Annotated in this window: 16 protein-coding genes and 1 other RNA gene; 10 read left to right on the forward strand and 7 right to left on the reverse strand. The window is 37.8% G+C overall.

Translation table 11 applies throughout. The features are described from left to right. Positions 1-32: 32 nt before the first annotated feature. From lptE to miaB, 3 genes are read right to left on the reverse strand one after another with little or no spacing between them, the layout of a single operon-like run. Positions 33-578, reverse strand: a complete 546-nt coding sequence (lptE, locus tag CHB66_RS06490) for an LPS assembly lipoprotein LptE (protein ID WP_089239187.1) — start codon at positions 576-578, stop codon at positions 33-35. After that, entirely contained in the window at positions 565-1,860 is a 1,296-nt protein-coding gene (locus CHB66_RS06495) for a sigma-54 interaction domain-containing protein (RefSeq protein WP_089239189.1), read from the reverse strand. The genes lptE and CHB66_RS06495 overlap by 14 nt, the downstream gene beginning before the upstream one ends. Positions 1,861-1,874: 14 nt before the next feature. Then, the gene (miaB, locus tag CHB66_RS06500) at positions 1,875-3,335 is read right to left on the reverse strand and encodes a tRNA (N6-isopentenyl adenosine(37)-C2)-methylthiotransferase MiaB (RefSeq protein ID WP_089239191.1); all 1,461 of its coding nucleotides are present in this window, start codon (positions 3,333-3,335) and stop codon (positions 1,875-1,877) included. A gap of 294 nt (positions 3,336-3,629) precedes the next feature. On the opposite strand from miaB, the gene CHB66_RS06505 reads away from it, so the two are divergent. Both CHB66_RS06505 and tamL read left to right on the forward strand, forming a co-directional pair. Next, positions 3,630-8,678 (forward strand): translocation/assembly module TamB domain-containing protein, encoded by a 5,049-nt coding sequence (locus CHB66_RS06505; RefSeq protein WP_089239193.1) that lies wholly within the window; start codon positions 3,630-3,632, stop codon positions 8,676-8,678. Further along, the gene (tamL, locus tag CHB66_RS06510; protein ID WP_089239195.1) at positions 8,668-10,953 is read left to right on the forward strand and encodes a translocation and assembly module lipoprotein TamL; all 2,286 of its coding nucleotides are present in this window, start codon (positions 8,668-8,670) and stop codon (positions 10,951-10,953) included. Before CHB66_RS06505 ends, tamL begins: the two co-directional genes overlap by 11 nt. Here the strand turns inward: tamL and aceK are convergent. Further along, a complete protein-coding gene (gene aceK / locus CHB66_RS06515; RefSeq protein ID WP_089239197.1) occupies positions 10,950-12,674 on the reverse strand; it encodes a bifunctional isocitrate dehydrogenase kinase/phosphatase in 1,725 nt (574 codons plus the stop codon). The two genes, tamL and aceK, sit on opposite strands and share 4 nt — an antisense overlap. A 375-nt stretch (positions 12,675-13,049) precedes the next feature. On the opposite strand from aceK, the gene CHB66_RS06520 reads away from it, so the two are divergent. From CHB66_RS06520 to CHB66_RS06530, 3 genes are read left to right on the forward strand one after another with little or no spacing between them, the layout of a single operon-like run. Then, a complete protein-coding gene (locus CHB66_RS06520) occupies positions 13,050-13,712 on the forward strand; it encodes a bifunctional isocitrate dehydrogenase kinase/phosphatase (RefSeq protein ID WP_141107377.1) in 663 nt (220 codons plus the stop codon). A gap of 6 nt (positions 13,713-13,718) precedes the next feature. Then, the gene (locus CHB66_RS06525; protein ID WP_089239200.1) at positions 13,719-14,351 is read left to right on the forward strand and encodes an NUDIX hydrolase; all 633 of its coding nucleotides are present in this window, start codon (positions 13,719-13,721) and stop codon (positions 14,349-14,351) included. 54 nt (positions 14,352-14,405) lie between these two features. Continuing rightward, positions 14,406-15,662, forward strand: a complete 1,257-nt coding sequence (locus CHB66_RS06530) for a DUF819 family protein (RefSeq protein ID WP_089239475.1) — start codon at positions 14,406-14,408, stop codon at positions 15,660-15,662. Position 15,663: 1 nt separating this feature from the next. Here the strand turns inward: CHB66_RS06530 and CHB66_RS06535 are convergent, their stop codons facing one another. Then, positions 15,664-15,990, reverse strand: coding sequence for a YbjQ family protein (locus CHB66_RS06535; protein WP_089239201.1), 327 nt, complete (start codon positions 15,988-15,990; stop codon positions 15,664-15,666). 308 nt (positions 15,991-16,298) lie between these two features. Here CHB66_RS06535 and CHB66_RS06540 point away from each other — a divergent pair, with 308 nt between their 5' ends. Then, positions 16,299-17,036 carry an NYN domain-containing protein gene (locus tag CHB66_RS06540; RefSeq protein WP_089239203.1) on the forward strand — a complete coding sequence of 246 codons (738 nt, stop codon included), beginning with the start codon at positions 16,299-16,301 and terminating at the stop codon, positions 17,034-17,036. An 8-nt stretch (positions 17,037-17,044) separates the two neighbouring features. On the opposite strand, the gene ffs is transcribed toward CHB66_RS06540, so the two are convergent. After that, an RNA gene (gene ffs / locus CHB66_RS06545) (signal recognition particle sRNA small type) lies at positions 17,045-17,133 on the reverse strand. Positions 17,134-17,316: 183 nt separating this feature from the next. On the opposite strand from ffs, the gene CHB66_RS06550 reads away from it, so the two are divergent. Next, complete coding sequence (locus CHB66_RS06550) at positions 17,317-17,604, forward strand: hypothetical protein (protein ID WP_089239205.1); 288 nt, start codon at positions 17,317-17,319, stop codon at positions 17,602-17,604. Positions 17,605-17,634: 30 nt separating this feature from the next. Here CHB66_RS06550 and CHB66_RS06555 read toward each other — a convergent pair whose 3' ends face one another. Continuing rightward, positions 17,635-17,862, reverse strand: a complete 228-nt coding sequence (locus CHB66_RS06555; protein ID WP_089239207.1) for a hypothetical protein — start codon at positions 17,860-17,862, stop codon at positions 17,635-17,637. A gap of 398 nt (positions 17,863-18,260) precedes the next feature. On the opposite strand from CHB66_RS06555, the gene CHB66_RS06560 reads away from it, so the two are divergent. The 3 genes from CHB66_RS06560 (at position 18,261) to CHB66_RS06570 (ending at position 20,837) form a co-directional block, all read left to right on the forward strand. Then, on the forward strand, positions 18,261-19,667 hold the full coding sequence (locus CHB66_RS06560) for an anthranilate synthase component I family protein (protein WP_089239477.1): 1,407 nt from the start codon (positions 18,261-18,263) through the stop codon (positions 19,665-19,667). Positions 19,668-19,775: 108 nt separating this feature from the next. Then, on the forward strand, positions 19,776-20,171 hold the full coding sequence (locus CHB66_RS06565) for a four helix bundle protein (protein ID WP_089239209.1): 396 nt from the start codon (positions 19,776-19,778) through the stop codon (positions 20,169-20,171). 108 nt (positions 20,172-20,279) lie between these two features. Next, positions 20,280-20,837 (forward strand): anthranilate synthase component II, encoded by a 558-nt coding sequence (locus tag CHB66_RS06570; RefSeq protein WP_089239211.1) that lies wholly within the window; start codon positions 20,280-20,282, stop codon positions 20,835-20,837. Positions 20,838-20,936: the final 99 nt, after the last annotated feature.

Genomic DNA, 20,936 nt, shown 5'->3' on the forward strand with positions numbered 1-20,936 from the left:
TTTCAGTTAATGAATTTCGAATATAATCATTTTTACCAATTGGCTACCGTTGCAGTAAAAATATCCTGAATGATGTTTTCGAAGATTTCTTCAATCAAGACACTTTCCACTTGTAGAATAGAAGTGTTACGAGGGTCATAATCTTGGAAGAATGAAAAGCTACGCTTTAGATTTTCCTCTTCATTGGCCATATTGATATATTCTACTTCTACTACAATCGTAAGACGCATTTGACCAGCTCTATCTGGAGCATTTGGATCTGTGCTAGTTACAGTAGCCTGAGGCGAGATGGTGTATCTTGAGATTGCGCCTGAGAATTGAAGGTCACCATTGCTTCTTACTAATTCTAGCTGCGTGTTTCTTTGATAGAATTCTTTCAGTGTTTCTGTGAATAGCTGCCCCATATTGGCAGGTCCTCCGCCAGAATCGTTGAAGAAGTTTTCTACTGAAAAGGTCTTAGTGAGGTCATAATTAATATTAGTACCCGTAAAACTGTACCTGACGGAGCATGCCTGAACCAAAAGGGCTAAGCTGATGAAAACGAGAGAAAAACTTAGGAACCTACTAATCGATATCATACTGCTTGATTTTCCTATATAACGTCCGCTCAGAGATTCCAAGGTCACTAGCTGCGTATTTTCTTTTGTTGTTGTGCTTAAGAAGTGCTCTGATGATCATTTCTTTTTCTTTCTTTTCCAAAGAAAGTGAATTATCGTCTTCTTCATGAATGATATCTTCTATGGATTCGTCCTCGTAATCATCTAATTCCTCATTGTTTTTATGTGGATCTATGACCAGTGGCATGTTGACAGCAGGCACATTTGAAGAAGAATTATTTTCCTCAAAAGTGACTGGACTTTCCAAATCTTCAAACAAATTTTGATGCTTATTGATAATATTAGCATTGAGCCCACCTGATTGATAAGATTCTAGTACGAGCTTTTTGAGTTCGTGCATGTCTTTTTTCATATCAAAAAGCACCTTGTACAAGATATCTCTTTCAGAAAAATCAGTGCTCGAGTCTTTGCTTGAACCAGCCCCCGTGTACGCCGCAGGTAATCTAGTTTGGCCAGTAGGTAAATATCTTCCTAATGTGGCAGCGTCGATTTCTCTTTCCTGCTCTAAAAGCGAAATTTGTTCTGCTAAATTTTTAAGCTGCCTAATATTTCCTGGGAAAGGAAATTTCATAAGAAGTGCCTTAGCGTCTTCATCTAAGGACACAGGTTTTACTTTATATTTTTCAGAAAAGTCAGTTGTAAATTTTCTAAATAGCAAAACAATATCTTCACCACGCTCCCTCAAAGGAGGGACGAAAATTGGAACTGTATTTAATCTATAGTAAAGGTCTTCTCTGAACTTGCCTTTTTCTACAGCTTTGATTAGGTTGACATTGGTGGCTGCAATGACCCTAACATTAGTTTTCTGAACTTTAGAGGAACCTACTTTGATAAATTCACCATTTTCAAGAACTCTCAGCAATCTAGCTTGGGTACCTAATGGCATCTCCCCTATCTCATCTAGGAAGATTGAGCCACCATCAGTTACTTCAAAGTAGCCTTTTCTAGCTTCGTGAGCACCTGTAAATGAGCCTTTTTCATGACCAAAGAGCTCAGAATCAATAGTTCCCTCAGGAATGGCTCCACAGTTGATCGCAATGAATTTCCCGTGTTTTCTCACACTTAAAGAGTGAATGATCTTGGAAAAAGATTCTTTTCCACTACCACTTTCCCCAGTGATCAATACAGTCATATCGGTAGGAGAGGCCTGCATTGCCACTTGGATGGCATGGTTGAGCAAAGGGCTATTGCCTATGATTCCAAATCGTTGCTTGACACTTTGTATTTCTGCTGATGTGATCATAGATGATGCTAGATTCAAGATACGACTTCGCCAAATAAGGTAGCAGGTGTACAGTCAGTAATTTTTACAGTAACATAGTCACCTTTTTTAAAATTACCTTTATCGATGATGACTACTTTATTGGCAGAATTTCTTCCTTTTAATTGCTCAGTAGATCTTTTGGACTCTCCTTCGATTAAGATTTGTTGTATTTTCCCTACATCAAGCTTATTTCTTTCTTCTGACAGCTTATTTTGCTTTTCGATGATTTCATTGAGTCTGCGTTTTTTGACATCCAAAGGAATATCATCTTTGTATTTTTTGGCAGCTAAAGTTCCAGGTCTTTCAGAGTAATAAAACATGTAAGAAAAGTCGTACTTGACTATATCCATCATAGTCAATGTGTCCTTATGCTCTTCCTCAGTCTCAGTACAGAATCCTGCAATCATGTCTGAGGAAATACCACACTCCTCACCGAGAATCTCTCTGATTTTGGCTACTCTTTCCAAATACCAATCTCTATCGTAAGTTCGATTCATTAGATCCAAAACTCTAGAATTACCACTCTGAACTGGGAGATGGATGTATTTACAGATATTATCATACTTCTTCATGGTGTACAACACTTCATCTGTGATGTCTTTTGGATGAGAAGTAGAGAATCTCACTCTGAGTTGTGGACTAATCAATGCTACCATCTCAAGGAGATTTGCAAAATTGACAACTTCAGTTACTTCCCCCTCTTTTTTATTGAGTCTTGCTTTGTTGTTCTCTTCTGGAGACCATTTGTAGGAGTCTACGTTTTGACCTAGCAATGTTACCTCTTTGAATCCTTTGTCAAAAAGATCTTGTGCTTCTCTGACGATAGAATGTGGATCACGACTTCTCTCTCTTCCTCTGGTAAATGGTACTACACAGAAAGAGCACATATTGTCACAGCCACGCATGATAGAGATAAAAGCACTCACTCCATTGGAGTTGAGTCTCACTGGAGAAATATCTGCATAGGTTTCTTCTCTTGACAAGAAAGTATTTACTCCTTTGTTGCCATCTTCGGCAGTAGCGACTAAGTTAGGGAGGTCTCTATAGGCATCTGGCCCGACGACTACGTCTACAATCTGCTCTTCTTCTAGTAGCTTTTCTTTCAATCTTTCGGCCATACACCCTAAAACACCAATCGTCATTTCAGGCTTATTTTTTTTGATGGCATTGAATTGAGAAAGTCGCTTTCTTACTGTGAGCTCAGCTTTTTCCCTAATCGAACAAGTATTCAAAAAAATCACATCTGCTTGCTCAAAATCAGATGTGGTGTCAAATCCATTTTCTTTCATGATGGATGCAACTATCTCTGAGTCAGAAAAATTCATCTGACAGCCATAAGATTCTATATAAAGTTTTTTGGATTTGCCGGTGTTTTCATCCTCAGTAGTCTTGTAATCACAAGCCTGCGCCTCGTCCGCTGAGATGATATCGATGTCTTTGATGATATTTTCCATGTAAGCTTTCAATTTCAAGATGCGAAATTAAGAAAATACCGACAAAATGACAGATTTTTACCTTGCTTTATTTTTGATCTTAATCCTATTTCTCTATTAATGGGAGAAGTAAAACAATTAGCCTCTAAAACTGTAATGAATGATAAGAAAATTAAAAAGTAATTTGACTTGGAATGGCTTTATTTTTGTCCAGTTTCTCCTTGTAAACCTTATATTTGAATTTGAATTTCACCAAAACAGCTAGGAATTATCAAACGGTTTTTCTACAAATTTTTCAAAATCACAGGAATCAGTATGTTGGCATTGATCCTGATAGCTGCTTTGTTGGTGCTTTTTGTCCGAAGTCCTTGGGGACAGGGAATTATTGTTGACAAAGCGACAAATTATCTAACAGATAAAACAAACACAACCATATCTATTGGAAGACTCTATGTGACTTTTCAAGGTAATCTATATCTAGAGGAACTGTATTTGGAAGATTTACAAGGTGATACTTTAATCTATTCAGACAATTTGGAACTTGGCTTTGGCTTGTTGAAGTATATCAGTACAGGTATGATTCACCTCAATAAGCTCGAATGGGAAGGCTTGAAAGCTAAAATCAGTAGAGAAGTTGACCAAGAAGACTTTAATTATCAATTTTTGATAGACGCTTTTGGTGGAGATGTCCAAAGACCTGATCAAGAGCAGGTAGAAATTGAAAGTAGTGTTTCAAGTTCAGACCCTCTTCAAATCATGCTGTCACCAATTCGATTTCGAGATTTTGATTTAAGCTATTCGGATGCGAAAGATGGGATGGAAGCCATCTTTCGATTCAAAGAGTTTAAGTTAGATGTTCCACATCTTGATTTGGCTGCATTTGAGTTTGATATTAGAGAGTTAAAACTTCAAGATAGTCGGATTTCATATCGACAGCTAAAACCTATCGAAACTGAAGAAGAAAAATCTGAAGATGGTTTGATTCCCTTGCTTTTATCTATAGATAAGCTGACGCTCGATCAGGTGATATTAGATTATGAAAATCAAGTAAATCGGCAGTATGCTAACCTATCTATTGACTTTTTTGAGTTGAGTTTACCAGAACTGGATTTACATGATCAAAAAGTTTTACTTAAATCACTTGACCTCAGAAATTCAAAAATAACTTTTGCTGATTTTGGGACAAAAGCATCATCAGGAGACGTCAATCAAAAAACGTCTACTCCATTTGAATGGCCTGATTGGGATATTGAGATAGGTTACATAGACTTAGAAGACAATCAGATTTCATACAAAACCCAAGATATAGATGCTATTCCAGGTTTCTTCAATCCTGAGGCCCTGCAATTTGACTGGTTGAATTTTAATATTTCTAACGTGCTTTTAAATAACAAAGAAGCCAAACTTGATTTGAAAACTTTTAATTTTAAGGAGTCTAGTGGCTTTGAATTGAAGGAGCTTTTGGGAAGTCTTGAACTGGATGATAGGCAAATCAAATTAAAAAACATTGAATTAGAAACGAATAGAAGTAAGCTGGAAATTGATTTTCAGTTGGGATATAGATCTCTTGCCGACTTCATCACTCAGCCCGAACCGGCAAGTTTAGATTTAAGATTAAAAAGCCTAAAAGCAGATGTTAGAGATGCTTATTTTTTTCAGCCTGAGTTGGCAAAGGATGAAGTTATTCAAAAACTTGCGCTTTATCCAATATTAGCAAATGCTAGCATCAAAGGAGATTTGAAAAGTTTGAAGATTCCAAACCTACGGGCCTCTTGGGGTGGCAGCAATTTTGTTGCGCAGGGCAATTTGAAAAACGTTATTGATACCGATCAATTATTTTTCGATTTTCCAATGCTAGAAGTATCAAGTTATGCTAGTACAATTGAAAAATTCATAGATCAAGAATTGGTTGCGGATTATCAGCTGCCAGAGCAATTTAATATCAAAGGCAATGCAAAAGGGAAACTGAATGATCTTCAAGTTTCAGTGAATTTGGTGTCAGACTTGGGTGAAATAGACTTAAGCGGGGAGTATAGAGATATTGACGACTTAGACTTTGGGGTAGTGCTTGGAGTGAATGATTTTCAATTGGGTACATTTTTAAAAGACCCAGGAATGGATACTTTATCTTTTACAATAAATGTTGAGGGATCAGGTATTTCTTTAGATAAGTTGAATGCAACGTTAACATCAGATTTTCAGCGATTGAAAATCTATGGCAATGACTATTCAGGTCTGCAACTTGAGGGAGAGATATCGGAAGGAGCTGGAGAGTTGATGATGGGCCTAGAGTCTGAATATCTGGATTTCGAATTGCTCACCAAATTGACCTTGGATTCTGCGGATTATCATTTGGATTTATTACTAGATCTGAAAGGTGCAGATTTTTATGCGCTGGGTCTTACACCACAGCAGGTAAGAGGAAGGTTGGTGTTCAATGCATTATTTGATGGTAATCTAGAGGCTTTTGATCTAAGTACCAGCTTGAAAGATGCGATTGTTGTTTTTAATCAGAGAAATTATCCTCTAGGAAGCTTTGATATTCAAGCCAAAGTGAGGGAGGAGGAGACCAACTTCGAATTGAAGAGTTTGCTATTGAATGGGGAAATGTCGGCGAATACATCACCAGAAAACTTGATAACTTCCTTGACTTCCTATTTGAAAACCTATATTGATAAGGTGGAATTGATAGAAGACCTTTCAGATCAAGAAGTAATAATGAAGCTTGATTTTAAGCTCAATCAAGCACCTATTTTGAATCAGGTCTTGCTACCGAGTCTAGAAAAGCTTGATACAGCGAGGTTGGTAGTAGATTTTGATGTTTCCAATGCTAAGCTTTTGGTAAATCTTGACTTTCCCTACATGAAGTATGGTGAAATAGAGATCGATAGTCTTGGTGTGCGAGTCAATGCAGATAGTGATGATTTGAATCTTGCTTTTGGATTTTTAAAACTCGAATCCGGGCCATTGTCGATGGATAGGACATATTTTACAGGAGAATTGGAAGATTCTAGGTTGTTTTTTGACTTCAATGCTTTCAATGGAGATCAGCGGATGGTCCATGTGGCCTCGGATATTGGACTGAAGGGGGATACATTAAGTATCCATATAGATTCCGAAGATTTGTTATTGAATAAACGGGAATGGGGAATACCTCAGGATAACGAGGTCTTGATAGCCGAAAACTACCTTCATTTTAAAAATTTGAGGTTTTTCAGAAATAACCAAGAATTCCTTATCAGAGATGATTTGGATGATGCTGCGGAAGAACATTTAGCATTGGAGTTTAGAGATTTTAGATTAGAGACCTTTACGAGTTTATTCAATCCAGACGAATTGATTGCAGGTGGCTTATTGAATGGTAAGCTTGTGGTCGAAAATCCCTTTGGAGCCATAGGTATGCTGGCTAATTTGAAAGTTCAGGATCTAAAGGCTTTAGATGTTGGTCTCGGAAATCTCAGTATGGAAGCTGTGGCAGCTAATTTGGGAGAATATCAACTTACACTTGCATTGAAAGATGGAGGGATAGATTTAGATTTAGCGGGGGATTTTGTGGCAGATGAAGCTGGAGGAGAATTTGATCTTGACATAGCTATCAATCGCATAGAAATGAAACTCCTAGCAGAACTTTCAAAGGGAGAGATTAAAAATGCTGATGGATATATCTCGGGAAAAGTCAATGCCAGTGGAAATACAATTGAACCAAATTACAATGGTGAATTAGTTTTTAATGAAGCAGGATTTGTGGTTTCTCAACTCAATGCAAAATATTATCTTCCAAAGGAGATTTTGAAGGTTGATAATGAAGGATTGAGCTTGAATCAATTCACATTTCAGGATGACAATGGACAAAAATTCATCATAGATGGAAAGGTCTTCACTGAAGATTTCACTAACCCTAAATTTGATCTCAAGCTAAAAGCAGATGGGTTTAGAGCGGTCAATTCAAGTAGAGAGGACAATGATTTATTTTATGGGACAGCAACTATAGATGCAGATGTAACGATTAGAGGAGATTTGAATTTGCCTAGAGTGACTGCTGATCTTAGAGTGAAGGACGGTACCAATTTCAATGTCATCATTCCAGAAACTCAACTTGATCTTGTCAAAAGGGATGGGACGGTCATTTTTGTGAATAGACAAGACCCCTATGATATATTGACGAGACAGACTGATGAAATACTCAATACTTTTACTGGGTATGATATCAGGTCGGTATTAAGAGTAGATCCCAACGCAGTATTTAAAATCATTGTAGATGAAAGATCAGGAGATAATTTATCCGTTTCGGGAGAAGCCAATCTCAATTTGGAAATCAATCCGAATGGTCGAATTACACTGAGCGGAACTTATGAGCTGACCAAGGGGCATTACGAGATGTCATTGTATAATTTGGTCAGCAGAAGATTTGAGATAGCTCCTGGAAGTACCATTGCTTGGAATGGTGATCCAATGGATGCAAATATGAATATATCAGCGATTTATAATGTGAGAACACCTTCTGCTGAACTGATGGCTTCCCAGCTGAGTGGCACCAGTGCTGATGCTAGACTTCAATATCAACAAGAATTACCTTTTCAAGTGTTTTTGAACGTCGGTGGTGAAATCCTCAAGCCTGAAATTTCTTTCCGCTTGGATATGCCAGAGGATCAGCGTGGAGCCTTGGGAGGGAATGTCTATAGTAGAGTTTCACAAATCAACGAACAAGAGGATGAATTGAACAAGCAGGTATTTTCATTGCTAGTTTTGAACAGGTTCTTCCCATCTACAGGAAGTGATGGGTCCGGAGGAGGAACTGCGGCAATTGCGAGAAATAGTGTTAGCCAAGTGCTCTCAGGCCAACTCAATGCCCTTTCGAGTAGTGTATTTGGGAATACTGGCTTAGAATTGGATTTTGATTTGGATAGTTTTACTGATTATCAAAGTGGATCTGCCCAAGATAGAACCCAACTGAATGTCAATGCCCGTAAACGATTTTTTGATGATAGACTGATAGTCCAAGTAGGAAGCCAGATGGATGTAGAGGGAAGTTCTCAAAATCCCGAGCAGGCTAATGCAGTACTTGGAAATATTAGTTTGGAATACGTCTTGACTGAAAATGGGCGATATAGAGTTCGTGCTTTTAGAAAAAATCAATTCGAAAGCATCATTGATGGTCAGCTGATTGTGACTGGATTTGGACTAATTTTCAATAGGGAATTCAATAGATTTTATGAGTTATGGAGAGGCGTAGATCTTTCTGAAAATGGAACCAACCCAATTGATGAACTTCAAAACGGAAATGGGAAGCAGGAAGGCCAAGATAGAAACTCTCAAGAAAAGAAAGAACTTGATATCTTGAAAAAGGAGGAAAATGAAAATTAGGTCATTTTTAATTGCATTCAATTTGTCACTGATCTGCATGTACGGTTGCAGTGTCAAAAAATTTATTCCTGATAATGAGACGCTTTATATTGGGTCAAAACTTGAGGTCGACTCAGAGGAGAGGATTAATGATATCAAAACGATAAGGTCAGAGTTGGAGGGTTTGATAAGGCCAGAACCAAATAGTAAAATTCTGGGCATGTATTTTGGACTTTGGACGCATTTTAAAGGAAGTAAAGAGAGACCAGGTTTTATCAATAAATTCCTCAAAAAGCGATTTGGAGAAGAGCCTGTTTATTTTAGTAAGGTTAATCCTCAAAACACGGAAGAGTTGATGTTCAATAGATTAGAAAACAATGGTTTTTTCTACTCAGAAACCTCCTCAGAAGTCAATAGGGGTGAAAAATTCACTTCAGTATCCTACAAGGTAAAGCTTTCTGAGCCCTACCTGCTCCGTTCACTTTCTGTTGATCGTGATTCTTTAGAAGTGGATCGTGAAATCATCAAATTGATGGAAGACTCTCCTTTGAAATCAGGAATAAGGTTTAGCCTTTCCAAAATGCAGGATGAAAAAGAACGGATTGATGAAGAGCTCAAATCAATGGGATATTATAATTTTAATCCTAATTACCTGATTTTTGAAGCGGATACAAATGTCTCTGATAACCGGGAATTTGATCTTTTTCTAAGATTTAGGTCTAATGTGCCTCAAACAGGCATCATTCCTTACAAAGTCAGAAATATTCGAATTTTTCCTAATTATTCTGTCATGGAAGAGGAAGAAAGACTAGATACAGTAAGTATAGATGGAAAGGATTTTATTCAGGGTGTTGAGGTTTTTAGACCAGAGCTTTTGGAACAGTATATTTTGCTAGAGAAAGACGAGCGCTTTAGTCCGCAAAAATCCAGATTGACAAGCAATAGGTTAAGCTCTATTGGGACTTACAGGTTTGTTAATTTGAGATACGAAGAAGCGGAAGATAGTGTAACACATGGTAATTTGGATGCAAATATTTTTCTTTCTCCTTTGACCAAGCGTTCTATTAGAGCGGAACTTCAAGGTGTGTCTAAATCAAATAATTTTGCAGGGCCTGCTTTGAATTTGGTATACAGGAACAGAAATCTATATAAAGGTGGAGAGACTTTTAGCCTAACAGGTAAGTTTGCCTATGAGACTCAAATTGCAGGTGGAGATCTCTCTGGCTTAAATTCTGTAGAGCTCGGACTGAAGGCGGACTTGGTATACCCAAGAGTGGTTTTTTTCATCCCAATAAAAGAACGCTTTTCTTACTCAGTTCCAAAGACCAAAATGAGCCTAGGGACAGAATATCAAAGCAGAGGTGGCTTGTATAGACTAAATACCTTTTCAGCAAACTATGGTTATTTTTGGAATGCAAACCGTTTTGTCTTCCATGAGATTAATCCTATTAGTTTGAATGTGGTAAATCTCTCTAGGACTTCCCCGGAATTCGAGGAGATTTTGGATAATAATCCATTTCTTAGAAGAAGTTTTGAGCAGCAATTTATTGCAGGTGTCAATTATACTTTCAATTACGATAAGCTCTCAGGGAGATTTAGAAGACATGGATTATTTGTAGGGACTACTTTAGATATTGCAGGCAATGGACTGAGTTTAGCTAATAGGGTTACTGGAGGAGAAGAGGGTACTTTTTTGGGACTTAATTATGCTCAATATGCAAGAGGTGATTTGGATTTGAGATATTATCTTAGAATCAATGAAAATCATACGATCGCAACAAGGTTCTTTGGAGGGGTTGGACTACCTTATGGAAACTCAGAATCTTTACCTTTCGTAAAGCAGTTCTTTGCTGGAGGACCCAATAGCATTCGTGCATTTCGAATTAGGTCTGTGGGGCCAGGGACATATAGGCCAGAGTCTACAGGGGTAGCAGCATTTTTTGATCAAGCTGGTGATATTCGTTTTGAAGGCAATATTGAATATAGGTTCCCTTTGGTCTCCATACTCAAGGGAGCGGTATTTATGGATGCAGGTAATGTCTGGTTGATGAACGAAAATGAAGCCTTACCTGGGGGGAAGTTTACATCTGATTGGTGGAATGAATTGGCAGTAGGAGCAGGCGTTGGACTTCGTTTTGATATTGAATTCTTTGTACTACGCTTTGATTTTGCTACACCGATGCGAATTCCATACTTGCCACAGGATCAGCGCTGGGGGAATAGCCTAGATGTGAGAAGTAGAACATGGAGACGAGAAAGGTTGATTTTCAATTTTGCAATCGGATATCCATTCTAAGCAGGTTGCTCAGGTCTAAACCTGATTTCTTTTGGGTAAGGAAAAGCGTGAAGGAGCTCCCCTTTTCTGATGCTTTCCTGAATTTGTGACCAATAATCCGGATTGAATAACTCCTCGTGGTAACTCAGAAAATAGGGCTTCACATCTACTCTTCCAATCATGAATCTTTTGAAATCCTCAGGAAAAACATCATTCTTAGCAATATTATACCAAGGAGTGGGAGCATAGATTTGCTCGTAGGTTTCTGCTTGAGGTTTCCATCTGAAGTTCATATCTGTCAGGAATTCAATTTCATCATAATCATAGAAGATAACCCGCTTTTGTCTTGTTACGCCAAAGTTTTTTGTCATCATATCACCTGGGAAAATATTGGCTTGTGCAAGCTGAAGAATACTATTGCCATACTCTTCCACTGCAAGTTTAGCATCTTCTAAATCACAACTTTCTAAATAAAGATTTAAAGGAATCATTTTCCTCTCTGTATATAGGTGTTTGATGATCAGTGTTTTTTCTGTGAATATTAAAAGTGAATTGACGGTGTTTTTCAACTCCTGCATCAATGTAGGGCTGACCCGATCAAGTGGAATTGAAAAGTATTCAAATTCATGTGTGTCGGCCATTCTTCCGACTCTGTCATGGAGAGATACGAGTTTATATTTATCCTTGACTTGCTGCCGCGTCATGTCTTTAGGTGGTTCAAAATGGTCCTTGATCAATTTAAAGACAATGTTATAGCTTGGTAAAGTAAATACCGTCATCACCATTCCTTTGATACCTTCTGCTATTTCGAATTGATCTTGACTATTTTCAAGGTGGATCAAGAAGTCTCTATAGAACTCGGTCTTGCCATGTTTATTGAATCCTATGGCATTATAGAGTTCGTGTATCTGCTTGTGACTGATCACGGCGTTGAGAAAAGAGACCATTTGTGATGGGATATCTGTTTCGACCATAAAGTAGGACCTACTGAAGCTGAACATATGTGCCATTACCCTAGGATCAAATATCATAGTGTCTACGTAGATCCCATTTTCGTTATGCAAAAATGGAATGATAAAAGGCATCCACTTTCCTCCAACTCTTGTTCTTCCTATCAGATAGGCAGCTTTGTTTCTGTAGAAGACACTTTTGAGCACTTGCGTGACGGTGTCTTTGGTAGGTTCGTATCGGGTGAGGATGACTTCCCTTACTGCCCTCACAAGTAGTTGAATGTCCTCTTCTTTGTTAAAGTATTTGACTCCAAAATCAAAATCATCCATAATTTGTCTGATGATTTTTTGTAATCCCCAAGCAGATGGATAGGTGTGATAGAGGTTTTTATTAGGGTGAAGGTCACAGGTATTGTACCCTTCATGGACATACATAAGACTATCGTCTACAGCTAAGTCAGCGAAAGTTTTCCTGATGATGGAATTATAAAAAGTCTCAGCAAGCTCCTTGTCTTTTCTATTACTGATTATCATCGAAAAGTGCTGCTTCACTTCCAGCCAAAAAGTGCTTTTATTTTTAAATTCACCAATCTCTTGGATGATTTTCACTCTACATTTCGCTATAAAGTCTTTGTAGAGTCTCAGTCGCTTTTTATGATTGGCTTGCATCGCTGTCCATTGACGATTTTTGAAAAACTCAGGTGCAAGTGCCGTTAGTTCATTGAATTCTTCTAGGTAAAGTCCAAAACCTTCAAGGATATTCTTTGTGGTAAATTCTATAATGTTTTTCACGCTATTTGCTAGATTTTTCTATTACAAAAAAATGAAATTAACGAATCTATTTGGTATTTATAAGCTCAAATTTAACAAGTTTGAAAAGCTTATTCATAACAATCGATTCTTAGATGGATTTACTTTTTATTCAGGTGATTAGCAGTAAAAAAGATAAGAAAACAATCCGATTAATCGCACAAAATAAAATTTTCGCAATCGATTGTTTGGACAATAAAAAAACATTTTCTACCTTTCTGCCATGTTATTCATACACTGAATATCTACAATAGGTTTAATAGGTTTGAGAGATAAAAAAGGTTCGGACAATGTTCGAACCTTTTTTGATTTCTGGAGATTTTACACTTTTTTCGTATCTCCTAAATCAATTTTGATATGATGCTTTCTCCTTTGCTCCGCTTTTCTATTTTCTCAATAGTCATGATTTTAATTTATGCTTGTGGAGGTGATCAAAAAGAAGGTGAAAATGAAGCTGTATCCAAGGTTCATATTCCAATTGAAGAGGAACAATTACTAGAGATAGGATTTCAGCAACTCCAGCAATGGTCTGCTCATTGGAAAGCAGCAGAGGGTAGTTTTAATCTAAAGGATTTTCAACTTTCACGAAGGGATTCCATAGATCGAATCGAACGACCTGAAGAAAATTTCATTACGAAAGGCAATCCTTTCTACCCTTATCTGCTGGAGCATCCAGAAGGTGAAGGAACGGTAGATATCTACAGTTACAAGATTGTCTACCCAGAGCAGGGGAGACCATATTTCAACCCTGACTCGGAAGTTACCTATTTTCGGGCTGATGGCATGAGGGAGAGACTTTTATTTATTGGTCCTTCGGGTGCTTTTGAAGACGCTGTTTGGTTAAACAATGAAGCATTGTTGGTCGTTGGACACTTTGAGGACGAACAAGGAGTATCTCCTAAGGCTTGGGTGATTTATCCAGAGCCCGGATTGATTTCTCAATATGATAATCCACTTCATTCACAATCTTATGGGAGAGAGAGTTTTTTGACCAAAAGATTTACTGTAGAGGTTCCCTAAATCAAAATGGAGTTTCAAGAAATTATCCAAAAACTAGAAAAAATGCTGACTCAGCCGCTTCCTGGCAGGGTTGGTCAAATGATGATGTCACCTCAGCCAGTGGATGAAACCCGCTTTGCGGAAGGTGCTTTGAAAAATCCGCGCAAGGGTGCTGTTTTGATGCTTTTTTACCCTGAAGATAATCAAACATTAGTTCCATTTATTAAAAGACCAAGCTATGATGGAGTTCATAGTGGACAAATAGCTTTTCCCGGAGGAAAGTGGGAAGAACAAGATGTGGATTTAAGTATGACTGCTTTGAGAGAGGCTGAGGAAGAAATTGGAATTGATCCAAAGAAAGTTAGGCTCGTTGGAAAGCTTTCGGATTTATTTATTCCACCAAGTAATTTTTTGGTATCTCCATTCATAGGGTTTATGGAGGAAACGCCCTTGTTCAAGCCTGATCCTTACGAAGTCGATAGAATTATCAATTGCCCTGTAAATCAACTGACTGATGTGAGTATTCGAAAAGAAGGAAAGATCACAGTGAGAGAACAATACCAATTGAAGGCACCTTATTTTGATATTGAAAATGAAATGGTCTGGGGGGCTACGGCCATGATGCTGGGTGAATTCATGTACCTCTGGGAAAATTCCTAAGTTTGATTTTTCGGGCTTTTGATGTATTTATGTACTTCATTTAACCCGAATATGATGGAAGAATATACGCCCTTGCTGACCAATGATGCAGTAGTTTTTGGAATTTTAGTTGGAATTTTAGCTTTAGTATTCGCTACTTCATCCAGTAGCAATAGTTTTTGGAAAAAATTCTACCGAGTTATTCCCTCAATATTATTATGCTATTTCATTCCAGCAGTTCTTAATTCTTTTGGTTTGATTTCAGGTGAGTTTTCCAATTTGTATTTTATGGCCTCCAGGTATTTGTTACCGACTTCTCTTGTGCTATTAACCTTAAGTATAGACTTCAAAGGAATCTTGAAACTAGGTCCCAAAGCTTTGATAATGTTTCTAGCAGGCACATTAGGGATTGTATTGGGAGGCCCTATGGCACTTTTTGTTATTTCTATTATTTATCCTGAAATATTGGGTGGTGTTGGGCCAGATGAAATATGGAGGGGGTTGTCTACCATAGCGGGTAGCTGGATAGGTGGAGGAGCTAATCAGACGGCAATGCTAGAGATTTTTGGCGCAAGTCCGACCTTATTTTCTCAGATGATTGCCGTAGATGTTTTGGTAGCCAATGTCTGGATGGCTGTTTTGCTTTACTGGGCTGCCAAGCCAGGTAGAATTGATAAATTATTCAAGGCAGACAGTTCTGCCATACATGAATTACAGGATAAGGTAGAAAAGTATAGGGAAAGCATTCTGAAAATTCCAAGTATGGCTGATACGATGAAGATTCTTGGGGTTGGGTTTGGGATTACAGCTCTGGCGCATTTGATAGCTGACAATGTAGCTCCATTTATTGGAGCAAATTATCCACAGCTGAGTGATTACTCTTTGGATTCTACTTTCTTTTGGATAGTGGTGATTGCAACTACTGGTGGATTGGTTTTGTCTTTTACCAAAGCCAGAGAAATGGAAGGAGCAGGAGCTTCGAGATTGGGATCAGTGATGCTCTATATTTTGGTGGCGACCATTGGTATGCAGATGGATTTGATGGCGATCTTTGATAATCCACTTTACTTTTTGATAGGAATTATTTGGATGTTTTTCCATGTATTGTTTATGTTGCTCGTCGCTTATTTAATCAAAGCGCCTTTCTTCTTTGTAGCAGTAGGCTCTCAAGCCAATGTAGGAGGAGCCGCATCTGCACCAATAGTTGCGTCAGCTTTTAACCCAGCCTTGGCCCCTGTGGGAGTTTTGATGGCTGTATTGGGTTATGCCGTAGGGACATATGGTGCTTTACTCTGCGGCTACCTACTTCAGTGGGTACATAATGGCATGTAAATTAGACCTCTTTTTTCACTACCCTGACAGCAGTGCCGCTAGCGGTGACCATGAGCATACCATCCCTGATGGTTTCATAGTCTAGGTCTATACCCACTACAGCATTGCCTCCAAATGCATTGGCTTGCATTTGCATTTCGGTCATGGCTGTGGACTTTGCTTCTCTGAGTACCCTTTCATAAGCGCTAGATCTTCCACCGACGATATCAGTGATGCTGGCGAAGAAGTCTTTAAAAAGATTAGCTCCTATGATGGTTTCTCCTGTGACGATTCCTAAATATTCTTTGATTTCATAACCTTCAAGGGTTGGTGTGGTAGATACGATCATGTTCTGTTGATTTTTAAAAGATGAATAAAATTACAGACGCAAATAAAGCAGTACCGTTTAGAATCAATAAATCTTTCGGTGAAATTTCGGTATATTTAGTATAGATATACAGAACTTTGGCATGACCTAAAGAAAAAAAACAAATTAACTTCGCTCTGATATTGGTTGATATTCGATCCACCACGGCGGATAAGATACTTATTGATGTTGACTAATAGTGAGCGATAAAACCATTGATTTGATATTAATATCAAAGAATCATAACATATAAATAATTTTAGAATCAAAATAATTAGCTAAATAATATCATGCAGACAGATAACAAACTTGCAGTCCTGATTGATGCAGACAATGTGCCTTCTGCGCAGGTCAAGGAAATGATGGAAGAAATCGCTAAATATGGTAATCCCACCATTAAGCGTATCTATGGTGATTGGACCAAGCCTCAACTCTCAAAATGGAAGAATGTCCTTTTAGAAAATGCCATCAATCCCATTCAGCAATATGGATATACTACAGGAAAGAACGCAACAGACTCTGCGATGATCATTGATGCCATGGATATCCTATATTCAAGTAAAGTAGATGGCTTTTGTATCGTATCAAGCGATAGTGATTTTACCAAACTAGCTACAAGACTACGGGAAGCAGGAATGACGGTCATAGGTCTGGGAGAAAAAAAGACACCAGAGCCTTTTATAGTAGCCTGTGATAAGTTTATTTACCTTGAAATTTTACAAAAAGATGAAGAAGAAGCAGAAGATAAAGGAAAGCCAAAAAACAGACCTCAAGTAGACAAGATAAATCCAAAATTGATTCGCCTGATTGCTGCTACAGTTTCAGATTTAGCTGATGAAGAAGGATGGGCATTTATGGGTGATATTGGGAATCTGATTCAGAAAAAACAACCGAACTTTGATTCAAGAAACTATGGTTTTCAGAAATTGACACCAATGATTGCATCTATAGATCGATTTGAAATAGAGCAAAGAGAAAATCAAAAAGGAAGATTCAAGCTGATATATGTAAAAGATAAGAAAGGCTGAGTTTAAAAAAAAGAGGCGGTATCGCACCGCTACGACCGCCTACCCTTGCTTCCTTCCGGACCTGGGGGATTCAGCAGGAGCTGGTCGTACCGCCAAAACAAAGGTAAGTCAAAAATTAGCGATTCCAAAAGCTGAAACTTGAATTTGCTAAAATAGCAGCTTAAGTGTTTCACATTCAGTATTAAAAAGTGTGGCAGAGTTTTTGGGATATAACCATTAATAGAAATATAAAAATCTGAAGTGGTTTTATCTATAAAATTCAAAAACAAATTATAATCATATGAAAAAATCTATCGTTTTTATTTTCACAGTGTTTTTATTGGGTTCTTGTGCTGTATTTACTCCCAGACAAGAGTTTCAACAAGGTATGACAGAGAGGAAATTTTTGAGACAAAACAAAGATGCTGTCATGAGTAACATGGAGGGACCTTTTATTACTTACAGGGTGAATAGGGGAGAACGCTTTTATATATTAGCGACTTTTGAAAACAAAGAATTGGTTAAAATTGAGGAGCGTGAAATCTCTCCAGCATGGATGCCAGCTCAGCCATCAGAAAATGAAGAATAACATAAGCCGGAGGAAAAACCTCCGGTTTTTTTATGTGTTCCCAATAAGGTAAAGATTGAATTCCATAGCTCCAGCTTCTTCAAACTCGTCTACTGCTAAGTCGTCAAATATTTCCTCGTCAAACTCCATCTCCGTTTTTTCGATTTTCCCATCAGGGTGGATGATCAATTCTGTTCCTGTAAAATCTTCCGTATTGACTCTTACCAGAACTTTGTAATCATCAAAAGTCCTTTTGAAATATTTAAATAGAGTAGGCATACAGTATAAAGTCTTGTTTGGGAATCAAAGATAAATGCATATTTAGAATCGATCATTGTTTTAGCCAATTCATTTTTGGATTAATCATTGACGTCTCATAAACAAAATAATCTACGCCTATCTTGCCGTTTAAATTCAAAAAGTATCTTTAGTGAAAATTTTTGAAACTTTTTCAGAATCATTTTTGTCAATCGATCACGCTTCTCTATATTTGAAGCAATAAAAAGATAATGAATAGTATTCAAGCAAAATATTGGTGGTGGCATTTGACTTCTTTTCTCGGGGAAGAACCAATTGCTGTTGTCTAATATCTAAGATGAAATGATATATTTAGGCTTGCTGGTTTTCCCCAGTAAGCCTTTTTTTATTCCAAAAAAATAACCGAATAACAATCAATGATGAATCAAGTCAAACTGAAAACCCAATATAAAAAGCTTTTAGCAGATACAATCACACCTGTGAGCATCTACCTTCAGATCAGGGATAGGTATGCAAATCCTATCCTTCTGGAGAGTTCTGATTACCACGGTCAAGAGAATAGTTACTCTTATATTTGTTTCAATCCTTTGGCCTTTTTCTCGTTTGATGGACAATTTGTAAAGGAGCAATTACCTGACAATGAAGTTCAAACATACAAATTAGGTGCAAAGGATAAGTTGATTGACCAACTAAGAGGTTTTTCCGCCAAGTTCGATGCGCCTTCCTTGGAGCAGAAGTTTATAACCAATGGCATATTTGGCTATATGCAATATGACACTGTTGCTAGATTTGAAGATATCCATCTAGAAAACACTAAACCTTCTTCGATTCCAATGATGCACTATGCCGTGTATCAAAATATCATTGTGGTGGATCATTTCAAAAATGAAATGCACCTACTAGAGCATCAGGTGGAAGGAGAGGAGAAATCAGCAATTCTTCCTCAGCTTGAGATGCTATTGAATAATAAGAATATCCCAGCATATAACTTCAAGTTGATAGGTGAGGAGCAATCCAATTATACCGATGAAGAGTTTTTGGATATACTCAAAAAAGGCCAAGAACATTGCTTTAGAGGAGATGTATTCCAAATCGTACTTTCTCGAAACTTTACCACCAAGTTCAAAGGAGATGAGTTCAATGTCTACAGAGCTTTGCGATCAGTTAACCCTTCACCTTATCTTTTCTATTTTGATTATGGATCTTATAAGGTTTTTGGAAGTTCTCCAGAAGCTCAGATAGTGGTCAAAAATAACAAGGCAACAATCTACCCCATAGCAGGTACTTTCAAGCGAACAGGTAATGACCAAGCTGATGCTGCATTGGCTATCAAACTCTATGATGATCCTAAAGAAAACTCAGAGCATGTGATGCTTGTGGATCTAGCTAGAAATGATCTGAGTAGGTCTTCTGAAAAGGTCGAAGTTGAAGTATTCAAAGAGATTCAATATTATTCCCATGTCATCCATTTGGTGTCCAAAGTCACAGGTGTACTCCCCGAAAATTCCAATCCGTTACAGCTAGTGGCAGACACTTTTCCTGCTGGTACACTATCAGGTGCGCCAAAGTTCAGGGCTATGGAGCTTATAGATGAATTGGAGAATACTTCCCGAAAGTTTTATGGGGGAGCTATCGGATTTCTTGGATTCAATGGTGATTTCAACCATGCCATTTTGATCCGATCCTTTGTCTCAGAAAATAACCAACTGAGGTTCCAAGCAGGCGCAGGCGTGGTTGCCAAGTCTTCGATTCAGTCCGAACTCCAGGAAGTTTCCAATAAACTCGAAGCCCTCCGAGTCGCTCTCAAAGCCGCAGAGGTTATTTAGAAAAAGTTGAATGGTATAAAGTTAGCATGTTGAAATGTTCATCGTTTCTATAATGTCTTATTAATAATGTGGTCTATATGTGTTTATTGGGTTTAATTGTTTGATGAAATGGCAAAGGTCAGAGCATTTGAAGATTTAGATATTTGGAATGAGGCACTAAAAATTGCCGTCGAAATTTATCGTATTGCAGACTTGCCTCCATTGAAGAATGATTACAAGTCAAGAGATCAACTTATAGGAGCGGCAATTTCAATTTCAAATAACATTGCCGAAGGATTTGAATACAACAATAATAAAATGTTCATCAAATTCTTACACTATGCCAAAGGTTCTGCTGGTGAAGTTAGAAGTCAATTAGCCGTATTAGTAGCCGCAGGCAGAGTAGATCAAAAGGTATATGAAGATTTAAGGTCGGAGCTTATTAATCTGTCATCAAGAATCAAATCTTTAATAAACTACCTAATTGATTATAATCAAAAAAGTAATCAAAGCCCTAAAACTTAAAAACTATAAAGCTTCTTGGTGATTATTATCGGTATCTATAAATAAGAGCTTTAATTACCCCAAACATTCAAACTTTCCACCATTTAAATCTTCCAACCTTATTAAAAAATGAAAATACTTGTCCTTGATAATTACGATTCATTTACTTACAACTTGGTGTATATCATCAGACAGCTGGGTTATGAAATGGATATATATAGAAATGATAAAATCAATTTAGAGCAAATCGAAGTTTATGATAAGATTCTGCTTTCCCCAGGTCCAGGCATTCCTTCTGAAGCTGGTATCATGCCAGATCTGATCAAAAAATATGCTGCTTCCAAAGACATCCTTGGAATATGTCTTGGGCACCAAGGGATTGGTGAGGCTTTTGGTTCTTCTTTGACTAATTTGTCAGAGGTAGTCCACGGATTGGCCTCAGAGGTCACTGTACAAAAAGATCTGCTCTTTGAAGGTTTGCCGGTTAAGTTTAATATTGGCAGGTATCATTCATGGGTTATCAATGAGCAGACACTAAGCTCTGATCTTGAAGTTATCGCCAAAACACCAGATGGACAGATTATGGGAGTGAGGCACAAAGCCTTCAAGGTCAGAGGCCTCCAATTTCACCCAGAGTCAGTCTTGACAGAGCATGGTATAGAAATGATGAAAAATTGGCTGAGTTGATGAATCAGATTTGAAAAGTGAGCATACTTGTCCACAGCCGCTGATGCGACCTTAGACATATGATTCATAAGCAACAATTAAGAAACAAAGGACCAACTT

Origin of the sequence: Belliella buryatensis, from assembly GCF_900188245.1 — a bacterium.
In the GTDB taxonomy this organism is placed as follows: Bacteria; Bacteroidota; Bacteroidia; order Cytophagales; family Cyclobacteriaceae; genus Belliella; species Belliella buryatensis.

Bases quoted from the DNA above. Each gene is read 5' to 3' on its own strand.
- miaB (WP_089239191.1), bottom strand. From the start codon at position 3,335: ATGGAAAATATCATCAAAGACATCGATATCATCTCAGCGGACGAGGCG.
- CHB66_RS06565 (WP_089239209.1), top strand. From the start codon at position 19,776: ATGGCAAAGGTCAGAGCATTTGAAGATTTAGATATTTGGAATGAGGCA.
- CHB66_RS06555 (WP_089239207.1), bottom strand. From the start codon at position 17,862: ATGCCTACTCTATTTAAATATTTCAAAAGGACTTTTGATGATTACAAA.
- CHB66_RS06520 (WP_141107377.1), top strand. From the start codon at position 13,050: ATGATGCTTTCTCCTTTGCTCCGCTTTTCTATTTTCTCAATAGTCATG.
- CHB66_RS06570 (WP_089239211.1), top strand. From the start codon at position 20,280: ATGAAAATACTTGTCCTTGATAATTACGATTCATTTACTTACAACTTG.
- CHB66_RS06525 (WP_089239200.1), top strand. From the start codon at position 13,719: ATGGAGTTTCAAGAAATTATCCAAAAACTAGAAAAAATGCTGACTCAG.
- CHB66_RS06530 (WP_089239475.1), top strand. From the start codon at position 14,406: ATGGAAGAATATACGCCCTTGCTGACCAATGATGCAGTAGTTTTTGGA.
- CHB66_RS06560 (WP_089239477.1), top strand. From the start codon at position 18,261: ATGAATCAAGTCAAACTGAAAACCCAATATAAAAAGCTTTTAGCAGAT.
- CHB66_RS06495 (WP_089239189.1), bottom strand. From the start codon at position 1,860: ATGATCACATCAGCAGAAATACAAAGTGTCAAGCAACGATTTGGAATC.
- CHB66_RS06550 (WP_089239205.1), top strand. From the start codon at position 17,317: ATGAAAAAATCTATCGTTTTTATTTTCACAGTGTTTTTATTGGGTTCT.
- CHB66_RS06505 (WP_089239193.1), top strand. From the start codon at position 3,630: ATGTTGGCATTGATCCTGATAGCTGCTTTGTTGGTGCTTTTTGTCCGA.
- tamL (WP_089239195.1), top strand. From the start codon at position 8,668: ATGAAAATTAGGTCATTTTTAATTGCATTCAATTTGTCACTGATCTGC.
- CHB66_RS06535 (WP_089239201.1), bottom strand. From the start codon at position 15,990: ATGATCGTATCTACCACACCAACCCTTGAAGGTTATGAAATCAAAGAA.
- lptE (WP_089239187.1), bottom strand. From the start codon at position 578: ATGATATCGATTAGTAGGTTCCTAAGTTTTTCTCTCGTTTTCATCAGC.
- CHB66_RS06540 (WP_089239203.1), top strand. From the start codon at position 16,299: ATGCAGACAGATAACAAACTTGCAGTCCTGATTGATGCAGACAATGTG.